18 protein-coding genes are annotated in these 18,637 nt (G+C 33.0%); 4 read left to right on the top strand and 14 right to left on the bottom strand.

Annotated elements, in window-relative coordinates; genetic code table 11:
• The first annotated feature begins 8 nt into the window (after positions 1-8).
• Entirely contained in the window at positions 9-416 is a 408-nt protein-coding gene (locus X928_RS09790) for a GIY-YIG nuclease family protein (protein ID WP_342749752.1), read from the top strand.
• On the opposite strand, the gene X928_RS09785 is transcribed toward X928_RS09790, so the two are convergent.
• The 5 genes from X928_RS09785 to mreB form a co-directional block, all read right to left on the bottom strand.
• Positions 406-1,647, bottom strand: coding sequence for a hypothetical protein (locus X928_RS09785; protein ID WP_103079579.1), 1,242 nt, complete (start codon positions 1,645-1,647; stop codon positions 406-408). The genes X928_RS09790 and X928_RS09785 overlap by 11 nt on opposite strands.
• A 16-nt stretch (positions 1,648-1,663) precedes the next feature.
• A complete protein-coding gene (locus tag X928_RS09780; RefSeq protein WP_103079578.1) occupies positions 1,664-3,373 on the bottom strand; it encodes a penicillin-binding transpeptidase domain-containing protein in 1,710 nt (569 codons plus the stop codon).
• Positions 3,354-3,767 (bottom strand): hypothetical protein, encoded by a 414-nt coding sequence (locus X928_RS09775; protein WP_103079577.1) that lies wholly within the window; start codon positions 3,765-3,767, stop codon positions 3,354-3,356. The genes X928_RS09780 and X928_RS09775 overlap by 20 nt, the downstream gene beginning before the upstream one ends.
• Positions 3,768-3,786: 19 nt before the next feature.
• Positions 3,787-4,197 (bottom strand): hypothetical protein, encoded by a 411-nt coding sequence (locus tag X928_RS10020; RefSeq protein WP_146026664.1) that lies wholly within the window; start codon positions 4,195-4,197, stop codon positions 3,787-3,789.
• 268 nt (positions 4,198-4,465) lie between these two features.
• A complete protein-coding gene (mreB, locus tag X928_RS09765; protein ID WP_103079575.1) occupies positions 4,466-5,485 on the bottom strand; it encodes a rod shape-determining protein in 1,020 nt (339 codons plus the stop codon).
• Between the two features lie 398 nt (positions 5,486-5,883).
• Between mreB and X928_RS09760 the strand changes: the two genes are divergently transcribed.
• Genes X928_RS09760 through speE form a run of 3 tightly spaced genes read left to right on the top strand, consistent with a single transcriptional unit; the run spans position 5,884 to position 7,711 of the window.
• Positions 5,884-6,420 carry a helix-turn-helix domain-containing protein gene (locus X928_RS09760; RefSeq protein WP_103076103.1) on the top strand — a complete coding sequence of 179 codons (537 nt, stop codon included), beginning with the start codon at positions 5,884-5,886 and terminating at the stop codon, positions 6,418-6,420.
• A 14-nt stretch (positions 6,421-6,434) separates the two neighbouring features.
• Complete coding sequence (speD, locus tag X928_RS09755; protein WP_103079574.1) at positions 6,435-6,833, top strand: adenosylmethionine decarboxylase; 399 nt, start codon at positions 6,435-6,437, stop codon at positions 6,831-6,833.
• Positions 6,833-7,711: a polyamine aminopropyltransferase gene (speE, locus tag X928_RS09750; protein WP_103079573.1), complete on the top strand. Its 879-nt coding sequence runs from the start codon at positions 6,833-6,835 to the stop codon at positions 7,709-7,711. Before speD ends, speE begins: the two co-directional genes overlap by 1 nt.
• A gap of 35 nt (positions 7,712-7,746) precedes the next feature.
• On the opposite strand, the gene X928_RS09745 is transcribed toward speE, so the two are convergent.
• Genes X928_RS09745 through X928_RS09705 form a run of 9 tightly spaced genes read right to left on the bottom strand, consistent with a single transcriptional unit; the run spans position 7,747 to position 18,632 of the window.
• On the bottom strand, positions 7,747-8,787 hold the full coding sequence (locus tag X928_RS09745; RefSeq protein WP_211286524.1) for an SPL family radical SAM protein: 1,041 nt from the start codon (positions 8,785-8,787) through the stop codon (positions 7,747-7,749).
• Positions 8,756-9,592 (bottom strand): 5'-methylthioadenosine/S-adenosylhomocysteine nucleosidase family protein, encoded by an 837-nt coding sequence (locus tag X928_RS09740; RefSeq protein ID WP_103079571.1) that lies wholly within the window; start codon positions 9,590-9,592, stop codon positions 8,756-8,758. The genes X928_RS09745 and X928_RS09740 overlap by 32 nt, the downstream gene beginning before the upstream one ends.
• A gap of 9 nt (positions 9,593-9,601) precedes the next feature.
• Complete coding sequence (gene dnaX / locus X928_RS09735; protein WP_103079570.1) at positions 9,602-11,005, bottom strand: DNA polymerase III subunit gamma/tau; 1,404 nt, start codon at positions 11,003-11,005, stop codon at positions 9,602-9,604.
• Positions 11,002-11,619 (bottom strand): IMPACT family protein, encoded by a 618-nt coding sequence (locus tag X928_RS09730; protein ID WP_103079569.1) that lies wholly within the window; start codon positions 11,617-11,619, stop codon positions 11,002-11,004. Before X928_RS09730 ends, dnaX begins: the two co-directional genes overlap by 4 nt.
• Complete coding sequence (locus X928_RS09725; RefSeq protein WP_103079568.1) at positions 11,609-12,415, bottom strand: SAM hydrolase/SAM-dependent halogenase family protein; 807 nt, start codon at positions 12,413-12,415, stop codon at positions 11,609-11,611. Before X928_RS09725 ends, X928_RS09730 begins: the two co-directional genes overlap by 11 nt.
• A gap of 25 nt (positions 12,416-12,440) precedes the next feature.
• Complete coding sequence (locus X928_RS09720; protein WP_103079567.1) at positions 12,441-13,616, bottom strand: ABC transporter permease; 1,176 nt, start codon at positions 13,614-13,616, stop codon at positions 12,441-12,443.
• A 3-nt stretch (positions 13,617-13,619) separates the two neighbouring features.
• Positions 13,620-14,324 (bottom strand): hypothetical protein, encoded by a 705-nt coding sequence (locus X928_RS09715; protein ID WP_103079566.1) that lies wholly within the window; start codon positions 14,322-14,324, stop codon positions 13,620-13,622.
• Positions 14,325-14,336: 12 nt separating this feature from the next.
• A complete protein-coding gene (gene mnmE / locus X928_RS09710; protein ID WP_103079565.1) occupies positions 14,337-15,695 on the bottom strand; it encodes a tRNA uridine-5-carboxymethylaminomethyl(34) synthesis GTPase MnmE in 1,359 nt (452 codons plus the stop codon).
• A 12-nt stretch (positions 15,696-15,707) separates the two neighbouring features.
• Positions 15,708-18,632: a DEAD/DEAH box helicase gene (locus X928_RS09705; RefSeq protein ID WP_103079564.1), complete on the bottom strand. Its 2,925-nt coding sequence runs from the start codon at positions 18,630-18,632 to the stop codon at positions 15,708-15,710.
• Positions 18,633-18,637: the final 5 nt, after the last annotated feature.

The raw sequence follows: 18,637 nt of genomic DNA, 5'->3' as shown, positions 1-18,637 counted from the left end.
TTGGAGGGATAGAGACGAATAAAGGATCTTACATTTTACTGATTGAGATAAAAAAAGATTGTATAGTAAACTTACATCACAAAGAGATAAAGATCAATAAAGGTTTGTATGCCTATATAGGTTCTGCTATGAAAAACCTCTACCAAAGAGTGGGTAGACATATGACTTTCAAAGAGAAATTATACCAAAAACATTGGCATATAGACGGTATTTTAGAAAACAAAGCAAACAAAATAATATTTATCGCTATACTACCTTCAGATAAACGCCTTGAAGAAGATATCTCCAAAGAATTTGCCCAGAAATTTCAGTTTATTGAAGGTTTTGGTGCATCTGATTTAACTGTAAAATCAAATCTTTATCTCATTGATAATATCGACTATTTTTTTGAAATTATTAAAAACTTTATTCTCTAAGGATAGTCTTAATCGTCATTCTTATTCTTACTTCATCTATTATATCGAAAACAATATCAATTTTACCTTTTTCCGAGTTGTTTTTTAAATTTTGATAATTTCCTTCTATTTGCATTTCATCTATTTCGATATTGGGTGTAGACATACTCAAGTTAACGATTTGTTTGTCTTTACTGAAGTTTTTCACACTGATCAAAAGGTTTACTATTCGGGAATTTGCCGATTTAACTTCAACATCAGACAATTTTTCTATTTTATATTGTACATCCCAACTCTCACCTAAGTTTATCTTGAACGTGTCTCCAACGGGAGTATCATTAATGTACGCTAACTTTATTGGAAAACTTTCACTATCGAATTCCTCATGGATCCAAACCTTTCCCGAAGGTAACTCTATTCCTAAACCATTGTATTTCGTGTTTTCTACGTGTCTGATTATCTCGGTTTTTGTATAATTTGTTATATTGGTGTACAAAGAAAAATTAATTACGTTTCTGTCTTCATATGACAATATATCGTTTTGGGATATCCTAACGTTCATTAAACTATTTTGAAAATTGACTCTTCCGAGATTCATTGTATAAGTTTGACTTAGAATTGCTTCTTGTGCAACTATTTCAAAATCATCTTCACTTGCCATACGTGTGTTACTCAATAACTTTGTACTCTCTAAGTAATCACGAGGAGACAAGTTAAGATATTCGTTGACTAAGTATAGATTGGTTTGCCCAACAGGAACACCGTTGATTTGAACGTTTTTGCTGAAAGTTCCGTCATTTTTCATTTCATAGATAATTTCCCATGAACCCTCTCCCTTTAAAGCAATTACGGCGTTCTTAGGGTTTTTCAATAAAATTTGAGTAGGGGGTTGAATCTTATCTTTATTCTTTTCATCGGTAACGCACCAACGATTTAATTGAGGATTGAAAAATAGAATTTCATTTGTTCCAACAATCTTGTAAATGTCCTCATCTATAGCTTCGATAGATTTTTGAGTGTAATCTTCCAATGAAGTGATCTTAAAAGGGAAATGTTGATACACCTTTTTGAGTTCCCAAGAATCCACTCCACTGATCCAAAGCACGTCAAAACCCTCAGGAACAAGGAATGAGGTTTCGTTAGAAACTGTATAGAACAGTTGAACATCTTTAAAGATAAAGGTATAATTCTCAGAAAGAACCGTTATACTTAAAAAAACGATGAGCATAAAAAATACATACATTTTCTTCATGAAATTCATCTCCTTTTTATTGAATATGATATTTTTCAACTAGATCATCTAGTATCTCTCTAGCAATAGGTGCTGCACCAGTGGATCCCATCCCTCCATTTTCTATAATGACCACAATCGAGTACTGTGCGTTATTTGCTGGTAAAAAACCAGCGAACCATGAATGAGCAGGCTTTCCACCTCCTACTTCTGCGGTACCTGTCTTTCCGGCTACCGTTATGGGGAAATCGCTAAAAGACTGATAAGCAGTACCTTCTTCACCAGGTGGTCCACTGAATGAAGTTACTTCTATCATACCCTTGTAAATGTATTTCAGATATTCTGTGTTCATTTCGTATGAGTCTCTAAGTAAAGGCACATTTTTATTTATAATATTTCCAAAAACATCTTCTTCTCTTTTAAATAAGCTGAATTGATAATATTCTCCTTCTGTAGCTAGAATATTATATATTCTTAGAATTTGAAGTGGAGTCATCGTGACGTAACCTTGACCTATATACGTTAATAATGTTTCTCCCGGATACCATATGGTATCAAATTTCTCATATTTCCAAGATGGATCTGGAAAAATCCCAACTTTTTCATTTGGTATTTCTATACCCGTTTTAGAAGTAATATCAAATCTATCGACAACACTTTTTAAATAATCTATCCCCAAATTTTCTCCAAGCCAATAATAATAAGAGTTAACCGAGGCTCTCAAGGATTTCACCAAATCGGTTTCACCATGACCTAAAGTGTACCAATCGTAATAAGATGCGATAATGTTACCTTGAGAGTTTTTTAAATCGTATCTTCCAGTCGAATTTATGGTTGCTTGTGGAGATATACCCCCTTCAAGGGCAGCATATGCAACAAAAGGTTTTATAATAGACCCGGGTGGGTACAATGCAGATGTAGCTCTATTTAACAAAGGCATATTATTATCATTCAAAATTCTTTGAAACTCTAAATTACTCATTCCTTGAGCAAACAAATTAGGATCTACGGAAGGATAACTAACTAAGACTAATATTTCTCCGGTTTTTGGCTCGGAGATTATCACCGAACCATTGTAGTTGTTTTCTTTTAAATAATTGTATGCCTTTATCTGTAAATCTAAATCTAATGTCAAATAAATATTGTTTCCATTAATAGAATGTGCGTTGGCTATAGTAGGTGAAACGGATTCATTTGTTGCAATATTGATCATTTTGTACCCGGGCTGACCCTGTAATTTTTTATCAAACACCAATTCCAATCCTGACCTTGGAGTACCTTCATTGTCAACATAACCTAAGACATGGTATAAAGATTCGTGGGCATACTTTCTTATATACCTTTCTTCAACTTGTAGATTTTTGTCAATACTGGCTATCTTTTGGGCTGTTACCGAATTTATTTCTAAATTCACTCTTTTTTGAAAATTTAATTTATCTATTATAGTATACGGATTATCCACTACATCTTTTAGAACTTGGTACAATTCAGCTTCTGTTTCTTCACTCAACGTTCCTCCTAAATTCGTTAAATTATATATCCTTTGGTTCCATGCCAACAAATTCCCATTTCTATCGTATATATTTCCTCTTTTAGGAGAATCTTTTACAATTCTTGTTGATAACTCTTGAACTTCCATTGAATATTTATCCCATTTTAAAATCTGTAATTGAAATGATCTAGCAAAAAGTAATATAATACCCAGAAAAAATAAAGAAAACAATATTTTAACTCTTTTTTCTTTCATCCAAAACCAGCCTCATGTTCATAAAATATAATACAAAGATGATTATCATGTCCAAGAAAAAAGGATAAAGAGAAGAAGTAATGACACTCATATACAATGACAAAACGCCTGCGTATATCAATGCTTTAATTAAAGTCATTTCCAACTGATGTAAGAAAAAGTTGATGAGAAGGAATATAGCGAAAAATATTATCGCGAGGAATCCCAATTCAAACCTTGAATTGAAATAAAAAATAGTATATATAAAAACGAAAAAAAGAAGTCTATGGTCATCTTTTTCAAGATTTGACACATATAAGACAATTATAGGAAAGACAAAAAAAATAATTTCTCCAAGCCACCTATCAAATGAAGCGGTAATTAGAGCTAATAAAAAATAAATCAAATACATCATATATTCTCACTTCTTCTGTTTAGTAAGGAAAAAAGTACACTAAAAAATCATCAATCACCAGAGGGTTGAAAAGATAAAGGTCTCCATATTTAGAAACAATTTCACCTGATAAAAATATACCTTCTTTTTCTACACTCTTTACATAAGCCGGAAGATCTATGTTTAGATGTTCTTTCATTACAACATTATAATTATCAGGTATTTCGACCAATAAATTGCCTTTATCTTCTTTTATTAAAACATCTACAACCCCTATTTTTCCAAAAAATTGTTGGTTCCCCCAACCTAATTTTCTCACCACTACTCTATCTGAGAATGTATTTTCAACAAAACCCAAAAGATTTCCATCTGTAGAAACAGCTAAATAACCTTTTTCTAAATTACTTCCATTGTTCGTTAAAACGTTAAAAGAACGATTTGTTTCGCTCAAAATTACGCCTCGAGGGATCGTTAAATCTATATTTTCACTGCTTTTACTTTCAATTATATAAAGAGGCTGTTTTTTGAGTTCATCTAAGATACTAGAAATTTTTTCAGCGCTTACATTCCTTTCTGAAATTTTGGAATGAAACAGTGAAAAAACCATATCAAACGGGTATGTTAGCGGATCTAAAATACCACCTAAGTTCTCAAAAGTATTAAATAATATTGAAATAAAGATCAAAATTACTAAAAATAATATCCCAAAATATCTCATATTAAGCTTTTTGAGATATACTTTTTATAAGATTAATCTTGTCAATAACCATTCCAGCCCCTCTAGCCACACAAGTTATTGGATCATCCGCTATTACAACTCTTATCAACGTTTCTTTTTCTAGCAACTCCTTTATACCTTTAATCATCGCTCCTCCACCAGCTAAAAATATACCTCTATTAACAATATCATACAACAGTTCGGGTGGGGTTTCTTCAATGGCCAATTTAATATTTTCAACTATCTTGGAAACCGGAACTCGCATCGCGTTTCTTATCTCTGAGCCTGTGATCGTAACACTCTTTGGAAGTCCAGATAGAACGTCTAAGCCTATCACTTCCATGCTTAAATCATTGTACTGAGGGCTATCAAAAACATTACCAATTTCAATTTTTATCCTCTCAGCGGTTTTTTCTCCTATTACCATATTGTATTTTGATTTTATGTGATTGATAATTTCTTGATCGATCAGATCTCCCGCTACCCTTATAGATTTGGATAATACAATATTTCCTAATGAAATTACAGCTATTTCTGTGGTACCTCCACCTATATCCACAATCATATTACCGGATGGTTCTTCCACATCTAAACCAGCGCCAATAGCCGTTGCCATAGCTTCTTCAATTAAAAAAGCTTTACTAGAACCGGCATCCAAAGCAGCTTCTCTTAAAGCATTTCTTTCTACTTGAGTTGCATCTGTAGGTATACCCACAACTACAGATGGTTTAAAAAAGCTAAAACCATTCATTGCTGTGTTTATAAAGTACTTAAGCATAGTCATAGCAACATTATAATCTGCTATTACACCCTCTTTTAGTGGTCTAACGGCGATTATATTAGCAGGTGTTTTTCCAATCATTTTCTTAGCTTCTTTTCCTACTTTAAGCAACTCTGACGTTTCTTTATTGATAGCAATAACAGAAGGTTCATTTAGAATTATCCCTTTACCTTTCATATAAACTAAGGTGTTTGCTGTTCCCAAATCGATACCAAGATAAGGCCTCAAATACGATCGCATTATATAAAAGTCCTCCTTAAAAGTATATTATGCTCTCTTTAGAAACTCTAAAAACTGTGTTAGCGCCCCTTCGCCCCGCAGCCCACCCATAAGGAAAAAGAAGGTAAGGTTTCGCTCCGATGCCCGCCCATAAGGAAAAAGAAGGTAAGGTTTCGCTCCGATGCCCACCCATAAGGATAATAAGGGTTTGCCTTTCCCTTCTGCAGCATACACATTTTATTTAGAATATTCCTAATCAGCTAACTAATAATTAGTATAACACAAACAACTCATTATTGATGTTGTGGAAACATAAATGTAAATTCTCGTAATTGACAAATATAAAATAAAAATTTATAATATTAACCGACTTGTTTAATTAACTGTGCATTTTTGAAAGTTTATTGGAGGAACCTTGAATGCAAATAGGTGAAAAGATAAAAAGTCTTAGAATAATGAGAAACATGACCCAAGAGGAACTCGCAACTAGATCTGATTTAACAAGAGGTTTTATTTCCCAAGTTGAAAGGGATTTAGCTTCCCCAACTGTTGAAAATTTGGAAATGATACTAAGAGCCTTAGGAACAGATTTGAAAGATTTTTTTTCAAATCTTGAAAATAAGGAAAAGATTGTTTTCACAAAAGAAGATCGAATACCTATATATGATACACCAAAAGGAGTTAAAGAAGAACTTCTTTTAACAACGTCGGAACCAAAAAATATAGAACCTTCTTTGGTAGTTTTGCAACCAGGTTGTTCAACTGATATCGAAAAACCCCACGAAGGTGTAGAGTTAGGATATGTGATTGAGGGGGAAATAGAGTTATACCTCAACAAAGAAGTTTATCTAGTACGTAAAGAGGAAACTTTTTTTTATTCAGCCAATAAGAAACATTTCATAAAAAATAAAAGTACTTCAAAAACAGCAACTCTAATATGGATAGAAATATTTTAAAGGAGGATTGAGAGATGGCAAAATCCCTAGGAAGACATTTAATATCAGAATTATACGATTGCGATGAAGAGATACTAAACGATGTTCAACAAATAGAATATTTAATGAAAAAAGCAGCCATTGAATCGGGGGCAACAATAGTTACTTCTACATTTCATAGATTCTTACCACATGGGGTAAGTGGAGCAATAATTGTTTCTGAATCTCATTTGGCAATACACACTTGGCCTGAATATAATTATGCTTCTTTAGATATATATACTTGTGGAGATTCTGTCGATCCATGGAAAGCTTTTTACTATTTGAAAGATGCTTTAAATTCAAAAAGACAGGAGAGTCAAGAATTTAAGCGAGGAGTCTTTTCTACTATTGGAATTCCTGAAAATTCCGCACATAAAGTTGAGGTGAGTTGATGGCTGAAAATAATTATACCTTTCCACATACTATTTTTACCGAGTATGATAAAGCACATAATGTGGGAGTCTTTACAGAAACAACTAATCATATTTATACCGAGCAAACAGAATATCAAAGAATAGATATATACGAAACCCCCGCGTTTGGAAAACTATTCTCGTTAGATGGAGTCATTATGACGAGAGATTCAGATGAATTTGTTTATCATGAAATGATCTCACACGTTCCTTTGTTCATACATCCTAATCCCAAGAAGGTTTTGATAATCGGTGGAGGGGATGGAGGAACTGTCAGAGAAGTATTGAAACATGATTCAGTAGAGAAAGTTGTTCTTTGTGAATTGGATAAAAAGGTTGTAGAAGCTGCTTTAAAGTATTTACCTAACATTTCTTATGAGTTAAAAAATCCAAAGGTGGAATTGGTTTATGAAGATGGGAGTAAATTCGTTTCTCAATTTAAAGATGAATTCGACGTTATATTGATTGATTCCACAGATCCCACCGAAGGTGAAGGAGGACTACTTTTCACTGAAAAGTTTTATCAAAATTGTTTTGAAGCCTTGAATGAAAACGGAGTTTTTTCCGCACAAACCGAGGAGCCTTTTTTAAAGAAAGAATGGATGGTAAGAGCGTATAGGAGAATCAGCAATACCTTCAATATAGCACGATTGTATATGGGTTATGTACCTCAATATATGCCGGGTACGTGGACATGGACGTTTGCCTCAAAAAATTTGGATCCAATAAAAGATTTTGACCCTGAAAAAGTTAAAGAGTTTAATAAAGAACTTAAATACTACGATGAAGAAGTACATGTTGCATCTTTTTCTCTACCTGTTTTTGTAAAAAAATTAATTAGTGAATTCAGTAAATAATGACGGACAATTGTCCGTCTATTTTTCTAAAACAATCAAACTACGTATATATTTGTCTTATTATATATTTTTTCTAGTTCTGAATAGACGAATTCGATCATTTCACTTTTTAATTCCTCAGGGTAGGTAGATACACCATTTGTGGTTTGATAAGGAAAAAATGCAATCGGGGATTTAAAAAACTTTTTAAATCTTTTTAGATAGTCAACTGGTATTCTAAATACTCCTAGTGTAATTGCGTTAATCTTTTTTAGGTTAATTTTTTTAGATATCGAGTTAATAAACTCCTTGTATTTCTCTTGCCAATTTTCTCCTATATAAAGTATAGGATCCAACGCTAAATTGATTTTCCACCCTTTTTGTAGCAATTGAGATATAGCCAGTAACCTTCTTTCTAAAGAGGGGGTGTTTTTTTCATATTTTTCTATTGCTTCCTGTGGTGATATGCTCCATGTAATGATCAAATTTTCTAATGGAGAGTAATTCAGGAATTTTTTATAATTGGTTGATTTAGTGCGGATTTCTATAGTTATCAGAGGGTTTGCCTCAGCAAAATCTATCCATTCTTTTAAAAATGGATAGATTCCTTCAAAAAGAAGGATGTCTGAATCATACGATATACTTAGATAAATTTTTCCTTGACCCCGTTCGGGGCGTTCTTTAATCTCGTTTATCAATCTGCTTATTTCATGAAAGTAATCTGAGAGATTAACAAAGAATAAAATGTGGGAAGAGAAGTTCATGCCTTTCAAATAACAGTAATCGCAATCGAATAGACAATTAACTATGAAATTTGTGTAGTAGAAATTTTGTTGTTCAAAATCATGGCACAGCGGTGACCCTTTATAGATAAAATCTCCCCTGTTAACTGCCAGAATCAGAGACGGTGAGAGCTTTTGTAGAAAAGGGTTTTGGTTTTTCCTGGAGAATATTTCATTGTAATTATCAATATAGACTATCTTACTTTTGTTGAGTTTGCTTGTAATTTCATTGGTTAGTGGATAATTTAAAGCATCTTTTTCGATGTAGATGTGTGAGAAAGTTTCATTTGTATAGTTTTGTTTTGAGATCTTCAAAAATCGCATCCCTTTCTTTTTTACTTTTCGGAATGTAGTTAAAATATTCTTTTAAGAATAAAGGACTTACTTTCTTATTCGATTTGAAATATGCATAAGCCTTTTCAAACTGCTTCATTTGAGAGAATGTTAGTTTCAAACTAATAGATATCTTTTTTATAATTTCTTCGTCTTGTTGTTGAAGAAGAGGTTGAAATTGTTTTAGTAGAGAACTCACCGACTTTGTAAAAGTCAAAATTTCTTCTAATTTTCCTCGAATTAATTCATCTATATATTTGTTAGTCAGTCTTTCTAATGGTTGATTTTTGCTAACTTTATCAGAGACTATTTTTAGCACATATACCTGATGCACAGACAAAAATTTTGAAGCAATTTCAAAAAAAGCCGATGATTCCATATCGACTAGGTCTTCTTCAAATTCATAATTGCTGTGGAGAGTATCTATACTTTGTATAGAGCCTTCTTTTAGATTGTGTTCGACTAAGATATCCGTATAGTACTTTCTTTTTCTTTCATAATCTACTACTTTATTAACTAAAACTAGATCGCCAACATTAAATTTGTTATTTAGACTACCGCATATTCCTATGTTTATTGCATAATCATTATGGGTGTAACTTTTTAAGGTATCTTTCAATAAATAAGATGTAGCTCCGGCTGCATTGATTTTTCCTACCCCTGATATTACAAGATGAACTTCTTCGTTTTGATAAGTCTCAAAAGGTCTATCTGTTGTTTTTTTTAAATTTAAATATTTTATTATCGCTCGTGCTTCAATGTCTATTGCAGAGATTATATAAAGCATGTAATTCCCTCAGAACAGTTTCTTTTCTCTCAAATTGGCTTTTTCTTTTTGCTGGGTCAGACTTTCCACCTCGCCACCTTCGAGAGAAAAAGTGATTTCGTACGATCCATCGATCAGTAAAAATATATTCACTTTTAATTCATCTACATACTTTTTTAGAATCTCAAATTCTAGCTTTTGGTATGAAGAAAATTTGAAGTGTATTTTATCGTTTTCAATTTCTGGATTTGAATAAAGCAAAGCGAAGTATATCGCCATGTTGGACTTCTTTTCATGTGGGTCACTGAAGTAATCAAGGATTTTCTTCATAATTGGGTGTTGAGTTTCGTTGGGAACGGATTCTGTGACTACTTGTTTTCTATTTGGAGTTTTTTTATTTTCATGGGGCAAAGGCACAGAAGTAGTTGAATTTTTGTACATAAAATCTAAGATCTCCACATCGAAAATCAACCTTTTATTTTCACTGTATTTTAAATCTTTAAGTATATTGTTGAAGGTACCCATTAGTTGAATTAAGTTATCTTTTTTATTAGTAATTAGTGATTCAAATATGTATTCTATGGCCTGCTCCAAAAGAATTTCTGGATCTTTTCCTAAATTGAACAGATCTTCAGATTGTGCCAAAAATTCATCAATTTTTGAATTATAGACATTTTCTACGAATTGAGCGATAAAATTTTCATCGAACAAACCTAATATTTCAAGGGTATCTTGATGGGTGATCTTCATCTCTCCAAATTTTTCTACTTGTTCCAACATAGATATGGCATCTCTCATCCCACCTTTTGCCCTTTTAGCTATGATCTGCAGGGCATCTAACTCATATTCTATTCCTTCAGAGCTTGCTATATTTTTTAACCCTTCTACTATTTCATTATGACCTAAATTTTTGAAGTTTATAATTTGAGCCCTAGAAATGATGGTATCAGGAACTTTTTCCAAATTTGTGGTCGCTAAAATAAAAACGACATGTGAGGGTGGTTCTTCTAACGTTTTTAATAAGGCGTTGAAGGCTTCCCTTGTCAACATATGAAATTCATCGATTATATATACTTTGTATTTCCCATAAACAGGCCTGTAATTGGAGGAGTCCCTGATGTTTCTAATTTCGTCTATTCCTCTATTCGAAGCCGCATCCATTTCTATTACATCCAAAAAACTGTTGTTGTTTATAGAAATACAGTTCTCGCATTTGTTGCATGGATTGTACCCTTGAGGATCCTTGCAATTTAATATTTTGGCAAGTATCCTGGCGGTAGTGGTTTTTCCTGTGCCCCGCGGACCCGAGAAAATATATGCTTGAGAGACCTCTTGCTTTTTTAAAGCGTTTTTAAAGTATTTTACTACATGAGGTTGTCCTAAAATTTCATCAAAATCTAAAGGCCTGTATTTTCTGTATAAATTGTTGTTCATGAAATTCCCTCCGAATTGCCGATAAAATTTAAATTGTACACCCTGTTTTTTATTAGTGATAAAACGTCTTCTAGATTATGCTCCAATACTTCAAATATGAAATAAACTTCGTCTGAAAAGTTTTGCTCTATTATTTTGAAGTTATTCTGTTTTTGAATGAGATTTTGTATGAAGGAAAAATTACTGTAGTCACATTTTGCCTCGTAAATAAATGTCTTCTCGTAGGTGACTACTTTAGAGGCTTTAACAACTTCTTCAGCAGTTTTAGAATACGCATCTATTAAACCCCGAATCCCTAATTTCACTCCTCCAAAATACCTCGTAACTACTATCGCCACGTTTGATAGACCAAATTTTTCTATTACCCCGTAAATAGGCTTACCCGCGGTGCCAGATGGTTCGTTGTTATCAGAATAATTAGCGATTCCCCTTCCTTTCTCATGCACCTTATAAGCCCAACAGTTGTGCGTGGCGTTATTATACCTTTGAGAAATCTCTTTTATAAATTTTTGTGCTTCATCAACCGAGTTGACCTTGGCGATATTTCCAATAAATTTTGATCTTTCTACCGTATATGTAACTTCGATAGGATCTTTTATGGATTTATAATTCAAGATAAATCTTTACCTTCCCTTCAAAATCATCGGTTAGGTTAAATTTATGAGCTGCATTTGATTGATTGGCAGAAACCTCATAGAATCCTGAGCTATCAACATGCAACAATAATTCGCCTTTTTTAACTTCAGAGTAGTTCTTCACGAATCTAACGACTTCTTTTATACCATTTATTTCAACAGTTACCTCTTTGCCTATATCTAAATGCTCAAGATAGTTGGAAGATAAATTAGTTTCTATATTACCAAAATCATCTGAATATAAATAATCACATATTACTTTGTTATCTTCAATGATAGGTTTTTGCACATCGAAAGTTATTAATTTTTCAGTTTTTGGTCCAAAATGATCAATACTAATACCTTTAGAAATGTATGCAGCTACTGGAGCAAATATATCACGCCCGTGAAATGTTGATGAATAATCAGTTTTATAGAAAAATCTATTGTCGGATAACTCAACAGATTCTTTAACTCCGAACTCTTGCATCAAAAAAGTAAATAACCCGTTATCTGGTCCAACAAAATAATAGTTGTACTTTGACGTTTTTAAAGCGATCGGTTTCCTGGAGCTACCTACGGTTGGATCAACAACACACAAAAAGACGGTCCCTTCTTCAAAATCTCGAGCAGCTCTTAAAATTAGAGCTGCATATTTCTTTATGTTAAAATGTCCTGCACTATGGGTTATATCAATTATATCAGCATTTTTATTTATTCTTTTTATAACGGATTTACACACAGAGACATAATATGAAGAAAGTCCCCAATCCGTTAAAAAGGCTACAAGATTCATCGAATTAAACCCTCCTAAACCTCCCCTATGTTTCTTGCGTAGTTTGTAATAAAAGTAATGATGCCACACAGAAAACAATTCCAAAACCTAATAATATTAGAATTTCAAAAGTTAGATCACTTAAGCCATACCCTAATACCGTTATTTTTCTCCAGCCATCTAAAGAGTATTTAACAGGAAATAGGTTCGCTATCTTTTCAAGAATACTTCCTGTAGGTATTGGGATCAAAACACCACCAAATACCAACATTCCTCCTATCATTGCCGTTACAAGAAAAGAAGCAGCACGAGCCGTTTTTAAAAAAGAAGATAAAAACAAACCAAAAGAGGTGAAAGAGAATACAGATACTAAAACGAGTAAGATCAAATTCCATGGATTAGCTTGTGATTCAACACCAAAAATTCTGAACATATACCACGAGAACATCCCGGCAACGAAACCTATTATTATGTACGATATTATTTTTGATAAAATGAATTCCCACGTTTTTAATCCGTTTGATATATATAGATCCAGTAATCCAACTTCTCTAGCTTGACCGATGGAAGAGGCTATTCCTATCATAGATAACAAAAGGATTACAACCACCGCTACGATAGGAGCAAACATATCATTAATCCCTAAATTTGTGGTTGGAGAAACAACCAAAGAACCATCCGAGGCGCTTGGTATAAGCATTTTTATCTCTGGCTTGGGCCTCGTTTCATCGATTCCAATACCTCCTTGAAGTAAGAACTCGGTAGTGGAGCCCACTTTTATTTCGGGTATCCCTGCAAGCTCATCAAAAACAGCTTTAAAACCGGTATAAACCATCATACTATTCTGAATTTTGTGAGGATTTGGTATGATGTATAAAACCGTTTGATTACGATCGATCAGATCTTGCGTAAAACCCTTTGGAATGATCAGTATTGAATCATAATTTGCCTCTCTAATTATTTGATTCAATTGTTCATCATTTTTAATTTCGATGGTGTTCTCAAAATTCAAAAATTGTTTTATCAAAATGAAACCGAAATTACCTAAAAGACTGTTATCTTCATTGTATAAGGCTAATTGGAAATCTTGCGCCATATCAGCAGGATAGAATGAAGAGCCAAAATAGGCTAAAATAACAGGTATTATAATACTTAAGATTAATACTCCTCGATTTCTCAATACTTTCTTTATCTCATACCATGACATCTTTAAAATTTTCATTGTCTATCTCCTCATTTCTTCTAAATGCTCGGATATTTTAAGTATGATACTTGGTGCCTCGTAAAAAGTCAGGGACTCATCTCCCACCAAAAGATATAACCCGTAGGTGTTTATATACGGTTTATGCATCGTACTCATATTACTTGGCCAGATGAACATATCTCTTATTTTTGGGTAGTACAACTCTTGTTTCTTTTGCAATTTGAACATTCCGAAATCATCTATTTCGTTATAATCAATGAACCTCGTGTAATTCCCACTTCCCAACTTAGTGTTGAAAGCTATACCTTTGTCTGAAAAACCAAATGCGGCAGTAGATAAATTAGTTAATTGGTCGATGTTTCTAATCTGCCCCATTCCAAAAAAACATATTTCAAAATCCCAATCTTCCTTGGAATGGCCAGTTTCTTTTATATAATCTTTCAAATCGTCAACTATTTTTTCATCTCTTGAGGCAACGAAAATCAAAATTGCTGCGAAAGAGATATATAAAAATATCGGTATATTTGATAGCCCAATTATATTCATAAAAAGTTGTGAGATTAATAAGAGCGCTCCTTCTGTGATGAATGGTTTTGATCCCCTCTTTTTAAGTATAAAATATGAAATAATTAATGCAAGAGATGATATCCCAAAAAAGTACCATCCTTTTATGAAAAATTGTGTTAAAGGGATTAGCCCAAAGAAAATAGAAACTAACCGATACATATATTTTACCTCCTACTTTCCAACGCAGAATGTGGAAAAGATTTTATCAAGTAATTCTTCAGTATAATTTTCACCAGAAAGTTCGTAGATCTTTTCAAGTGCTTTTCTTACGTCGTACATAATTACATCGTTAGAAAAACCTTTCTCAAGCGAATTGATGGCGTTTAAAACGTATTCTTTAGACGATTCTAAGGTCATCTTTTGCCTTTGGTTAGTTAGAGTTGGCTCTTCTATGTTGACTTTCTCAAAAAACTTTTCATATATCTTATCTTCCAAAGTTTTAATCTCTCCGTTCTTTGCAGAAATCATAACAAAATCATTTGGATTTTTTTGTTTCAAAGGGAGATAATTACTCTCTTTAAAATTAGGAGAATCCGATTTATTCAATACAATTATAACAGTTTTTTCCCCCAATTCATTTAATTTAGTATAAATTAGTTCATCTTCCTGTGTGAAAGGTGTTGTACCATCCAAGACAAACAAGATTAGATGAGAATTCTTTATGGAATTTATGGTCCTTTCTATTCCAACCCTTTCCAACGTGTCTTCCGTGTATCGTATTCCGGCTGTATCTATAAGTTTTAAGTATATACCGTTTATGTTCAGATTTTCTTCTATTGTGTCCCTAGTTGTTCCTGGAATATCGGTTACAATCGCTCTGTCTTTTCTCAGAAGGGCGTTTAATAAGGTGCTTTTCCCAGAGTTCGGTTTTCCTGCTATAACTGTTCTGACACCTTCAACGGCTATAATACCGTTGTCAGCCTCTTTTAGTATTTGATCCATTTGATTGAAGATATAAACTAATTTGTTTTTTAAATTGTGATCTTCCAGTTCTATTTCATCGGGATAATCCATTTCTACCTCGATCTGGGCAGAGATATTTAGCAAGCTGTTTTTTATGTCATTGATTTTTTCGGAAAGGGCATTTTTAAGTTGGTTAAAGGACGCTTTTAAAGAGATTTCAGTCTCTGAAGTAATTACATTGTTTACAGCTTCCGCTTTTATGAGATCCATTTTACCGTTTAAAACAGCACGTTTTGTAAACTCCCCAGGTAAAGCTTGTCTTGTCCCATATTTTATAATTGTATTCAGTACAGCATAAGTGATAAGTTTACCGCCATGGCAAAATATTTCAAGCATATCCTCTCCTGTGTAAGAGTAAGGTTGAGCATGGTAAACCCATGTAATCTCGTCGACTTTTTCTCCTTCTTTATCGTAAAGCCAACCATAGTACATCTTCTTAGGGGTATATTTTTCCCTTTTTAATGCTTGGTCTATTATGTTTTTAACGTGATTGCCTGAAATTCTTACCACCCCTATGGCCCCTGTACCAACTGGGGATGAAATAGCAGCTATTGTATCATTCAACATCTTTGTCACCTCTTATGAAAAAACCTTTTCCATATATTTCATATGGTCTTTTGGCCCATAACTTATGAGCTCTTTCGTTTCTGGATAAAAGGTAATCTTTCTTGAATATTTGTTGTATTTTTCAATGATAGGATTTACATCATTTTCGAATTTAAAAGATATGTATGTATCTCCTATTTCTATCTCTCTAATCCCTTCCATATTGGCTTTAACTTTTATCAGTGCATACTGAAATAATCTTTCTACCTCTTGTGGAAGTTTACCGTATTTATCGCGTATTTCGGATCTTATATCCTCAATATCATCAGGTGTTTTAGCTACAGACATCCTTCTATATATTCGCATTCTTTCAATAGAATTAGGTATATAAGATTCAGGAATAACTATGGAACCTTTTATACCTTTTATCTCCGTGTAGGTTTGAGGTCGTTGAATCTCTTTTTCCTTTTTGATTCCAAATTCGAATAAAAGTTTATTCAACATTTCATGGTAGAGATGAAAACCTATCGCGTTAATATGACCTTTTTGCTCTATTCCCAATATATCCCCGTATCCACGAATTTCTAAATCTCTCAAAGCGAGCTTTAATCCACTTCCTGGTTCATTGTACTGTTTGATCGCTTCCAGCCTTTTTTTGGTTTGAGGGGTGACTTCTTTTTTAAATAGAAAGTAGACAAAAGCTCTTCTGTTAGATCTTCCAACTCTTCCTTTAATTTGATATAACTGAGAGATTCCATACCTTTCTGGATCGTCTAGGATAAGGGTATTAACATTGGGTATATCTATCCCATTTTCTATTATTGTTGTTGATAGAAGTAGATCGATATTTCCATCGTACAACTCGTTAATAGATTTTATAAATTCCTTTTTTGGTGTTCCACCATGTACCATTGTTATCTTAACTTCTGGAACAAGGTTTTGTAATTTTTTGTACAGTTCATTAAATTCTTGCACTCTGTTGTGAATATAGATCGTTTGTCCGCCTCTAGATTTCTCTCTCAAAATAGCCGTGCGTACTAACTTATCTGAATATTTTCCTATAAATGTTTGAATGGGGAGCCTGCCAACAGGCGGGGTCGATATTGTGGATATGTCTCTTAATCCACTGATAGACATGTATAAGGTTCTAGGTATTGGGGTGGCACTCATCATAAGGAAGTTTACTCCCTCGCTTAACTTTTTGAATTTTTCTTTTTGAAGTACTCCAAATCTTTGTTCTTCGTCTACTATCACTAACCCAAGATTTTTTACCTGCAGTAAATCTGATAATAAAGCGTGCGTCCCTATTACTATATCTACTTGGCCTTTTTTTATGCTTTCAAAAAGATCTTTCTTTTCTTTTGGTGTTTTATGACGAGTAACTAAAGCTATCTTAATTCCAAAAGGGTCCATTCTTTGTTTGAAATTTTCGTAATGCTGTTTAGCGAGTATCGTTGTTGGAGCTAATAGTAGCACTTGATAATTCGAAACAACCGTTCTGAAAGCTGCTCTCATAGCAACTTCAGTTTTACCAAATCCAGAATCACCTGACAACAATCTGTCCATTGGTTTTTCACTTTCAAGATCTTTCATAACCTCGCTGATACTCTTTTCTTGGTCAGGTGTTTCAACGTAAGGAAAGGTTTCCTTGAATTTTTCTTCCAATTCAGAATCCCCGAATAGTTGTATCCCTCGTTGATTTTCTCTTAATGCATAGATTTTTTGAAGTTCTTTGATCTTTAGTTTAATTTCTTCTTTTACCTTTTGCTTCGTATTTTTCCACCTTTTGCTGTTCAAAGAAGATATTTTAACTGATTCAGGGTCTCCAATGTATTTAGATAGTTTGTCTAACCTACCTACTGGGACATAGACCTTTGAATTATCTGAATATTCTAATGTTACAAACTCTCTCAAACCCAAAGTGGTCTCAACTTTGTTAACGCCGTGATATATTCCTATTCCATAATCTTCGTGTACCACCAAATCCCCTTCATTTAGATCTTCCCAATCAATAAGAGGTATATATTCCAACCTTTTATCTTCCTTTTTGGGTTTGATAAAATAAATCTTTTCTAAGGTAAGTTTTACTTCATCGTATTTTATTTTGTTCAAAATTTCAAGGTTATGTCCTGAAAACATTTTATATATTTTTCGTTTTAGTTCGGTGTCACACATTTCATAGTTTTCTTTTTCTTTTTCCGAGTAAGATTTTATGATTTCTTCTTTGTTTATTAAATAAATATTTCTGTCTTCATTTAGATAACTTAATATTGTATTTTTATCTTTGTAAAAGATTCCCGGGAGGGTATTGAATTGGTCGAGAGTCAGAAATTCTTCTTCATTTGTTCCATTAATATATTTTTTTAATCTCTCCTCATAAATTTCTAAGTTGTTGTCAAATTTCAGAATTTCAGATCCGGGAATTATCTCTACTTCATTTAAATTTTCAATCGATCTTTGAGAATATGTATCGAAAAGAGATATTCTATCTATTTCGTCATCCCATAATTCTATTCTTACAGGTTGTTCGTAAATTGGAATAAAAAAATCCCTTACAAAACCTCTTTTAGAATATTCTCCAGGACTAGTTACCTCTTCTGAAAGGTTGTATCCTAAGTTGTAAGGAACATTAGATTCAAGATCGAACGTATCTCCAACTTTGATCTTTTTGCTTACAAATTCATTTTTAGGTAAGGTGTACTTTATTAAAGATGAAAAAGTAGTTAAAACGGTGACGTTCTTTTTCGTTAATAAGGCATATAATGTTTTCATCCTATTTGCTTTGATGTTTGGAGAGATATCCAAATTTTCAAATGGAAATATGTCAAAACCCGGATAAATGAAAATTTCTCCATCCTCATCGAAATCTTGGAGATATCCATCCGGTAAAACTAAAATTTTCTGTTTGTTGACTTTTTTTATCGAGTTTAGAAAATTTACAAGTTCTTTTCTAATCAATTCAA

The sequence above is a fragment of the Petrotoga miotherma DSM 10691 genome (genome assembly GCF_002895605.1).
Taxonomy (GTDB): Bacteria; Thermotogota; Thermotogae; order Petrotogales; family Petrotogaceae; genus Petrotoga; species Petrotoga miotherma.
Note: the sequence above shows the minus strand (reverse complement) of the source record. Positions and strands in the feature narration are given on the sequence as shown.

Coding starts and splice junctions, on each gene's coding strand:
- X928_RS09775 (WP_103079577.1), bottom strand. CDS start 3,767: ATGATGTATTTGATTTATTTTTTATTAGCTCTAATTACCGCTTCATTT.
- X928_RS09785 (WP_103079579.1), bottom strand. CDS start 1,647: ATGAAGAAAATGTATGTATTTTTTATGCTCATCGTTTTTTTAAGTATA.
- dnaX (WP_103079570.1), bottom strand. CDS start 11,005: ATGAACAACAATTTATACAGAAAATACAGGCCTTTAGATTTTGATGAA.
- speD (WP_103079574.1), top strand. CDS start 6,435: ATGGCAAAATCCCTAGGAAGACATTTAATATCAGAATTATACGATTGC.
- mreB (WP_103079575.1), bottom strand. CDS start 5,485: ATGCGATCGTATTTGAGGCCTTATCTTGGTATCGATTTGGGAACAGCA.
- X928_RS09780 (WP_103079578.1), bottom strand. CDS start 3,373: ATGAAAGAAAAAAGAGTTAAAATATTGTTTTCTTTATTTTTTCTGGGT.
- X928_RS09725 (WP_103079568.1), bottom strand. CDS start 12,415: ATGAATCTTGTAGCCTTTTTAACGGATTGGGGACTTTCTTCATATTAT.
- X928_RS09760 (WP_103076103.1), top strand. CDS start 5,884: ATGCAAATAGGTGAAAAGATAAAAAGTCTTAGAATAATGAGAAACATG.
- X928_RS09740 (WP_103079571.1), bottom strand. CDS start 9,592: ATGCTTTATATAATCTCTGCAATAGACATTGAAGCACGAGCGATAATA.
- speE (WP_103079573.1), top strand. CDS start 6,833: ATGGCTGAAAATAATTATACCTTTCCACATACTATTTTTACCGAGTAT.
- X928_RS09715 (WP_103079566.1), bottom strand. CDS start 14,324: ATGTATCGGTTAGTTTCTATTTTCTTTGGGCTAATCCCTTTAACACAA.
- X928_RS09720 (WP_103079567.1), bottom strand. CDS start 13,616: ATGAAAATTTTAAAGATGTCATGGTATGAGATAAAGAAAGTATTGAGA.
- mnmE (WP_103079565.1), bottom strand. CDS start 15,695: ATGTTGAATGATACAATAGCTGCTATTTCATCCCCAGTTGGTACAGGG.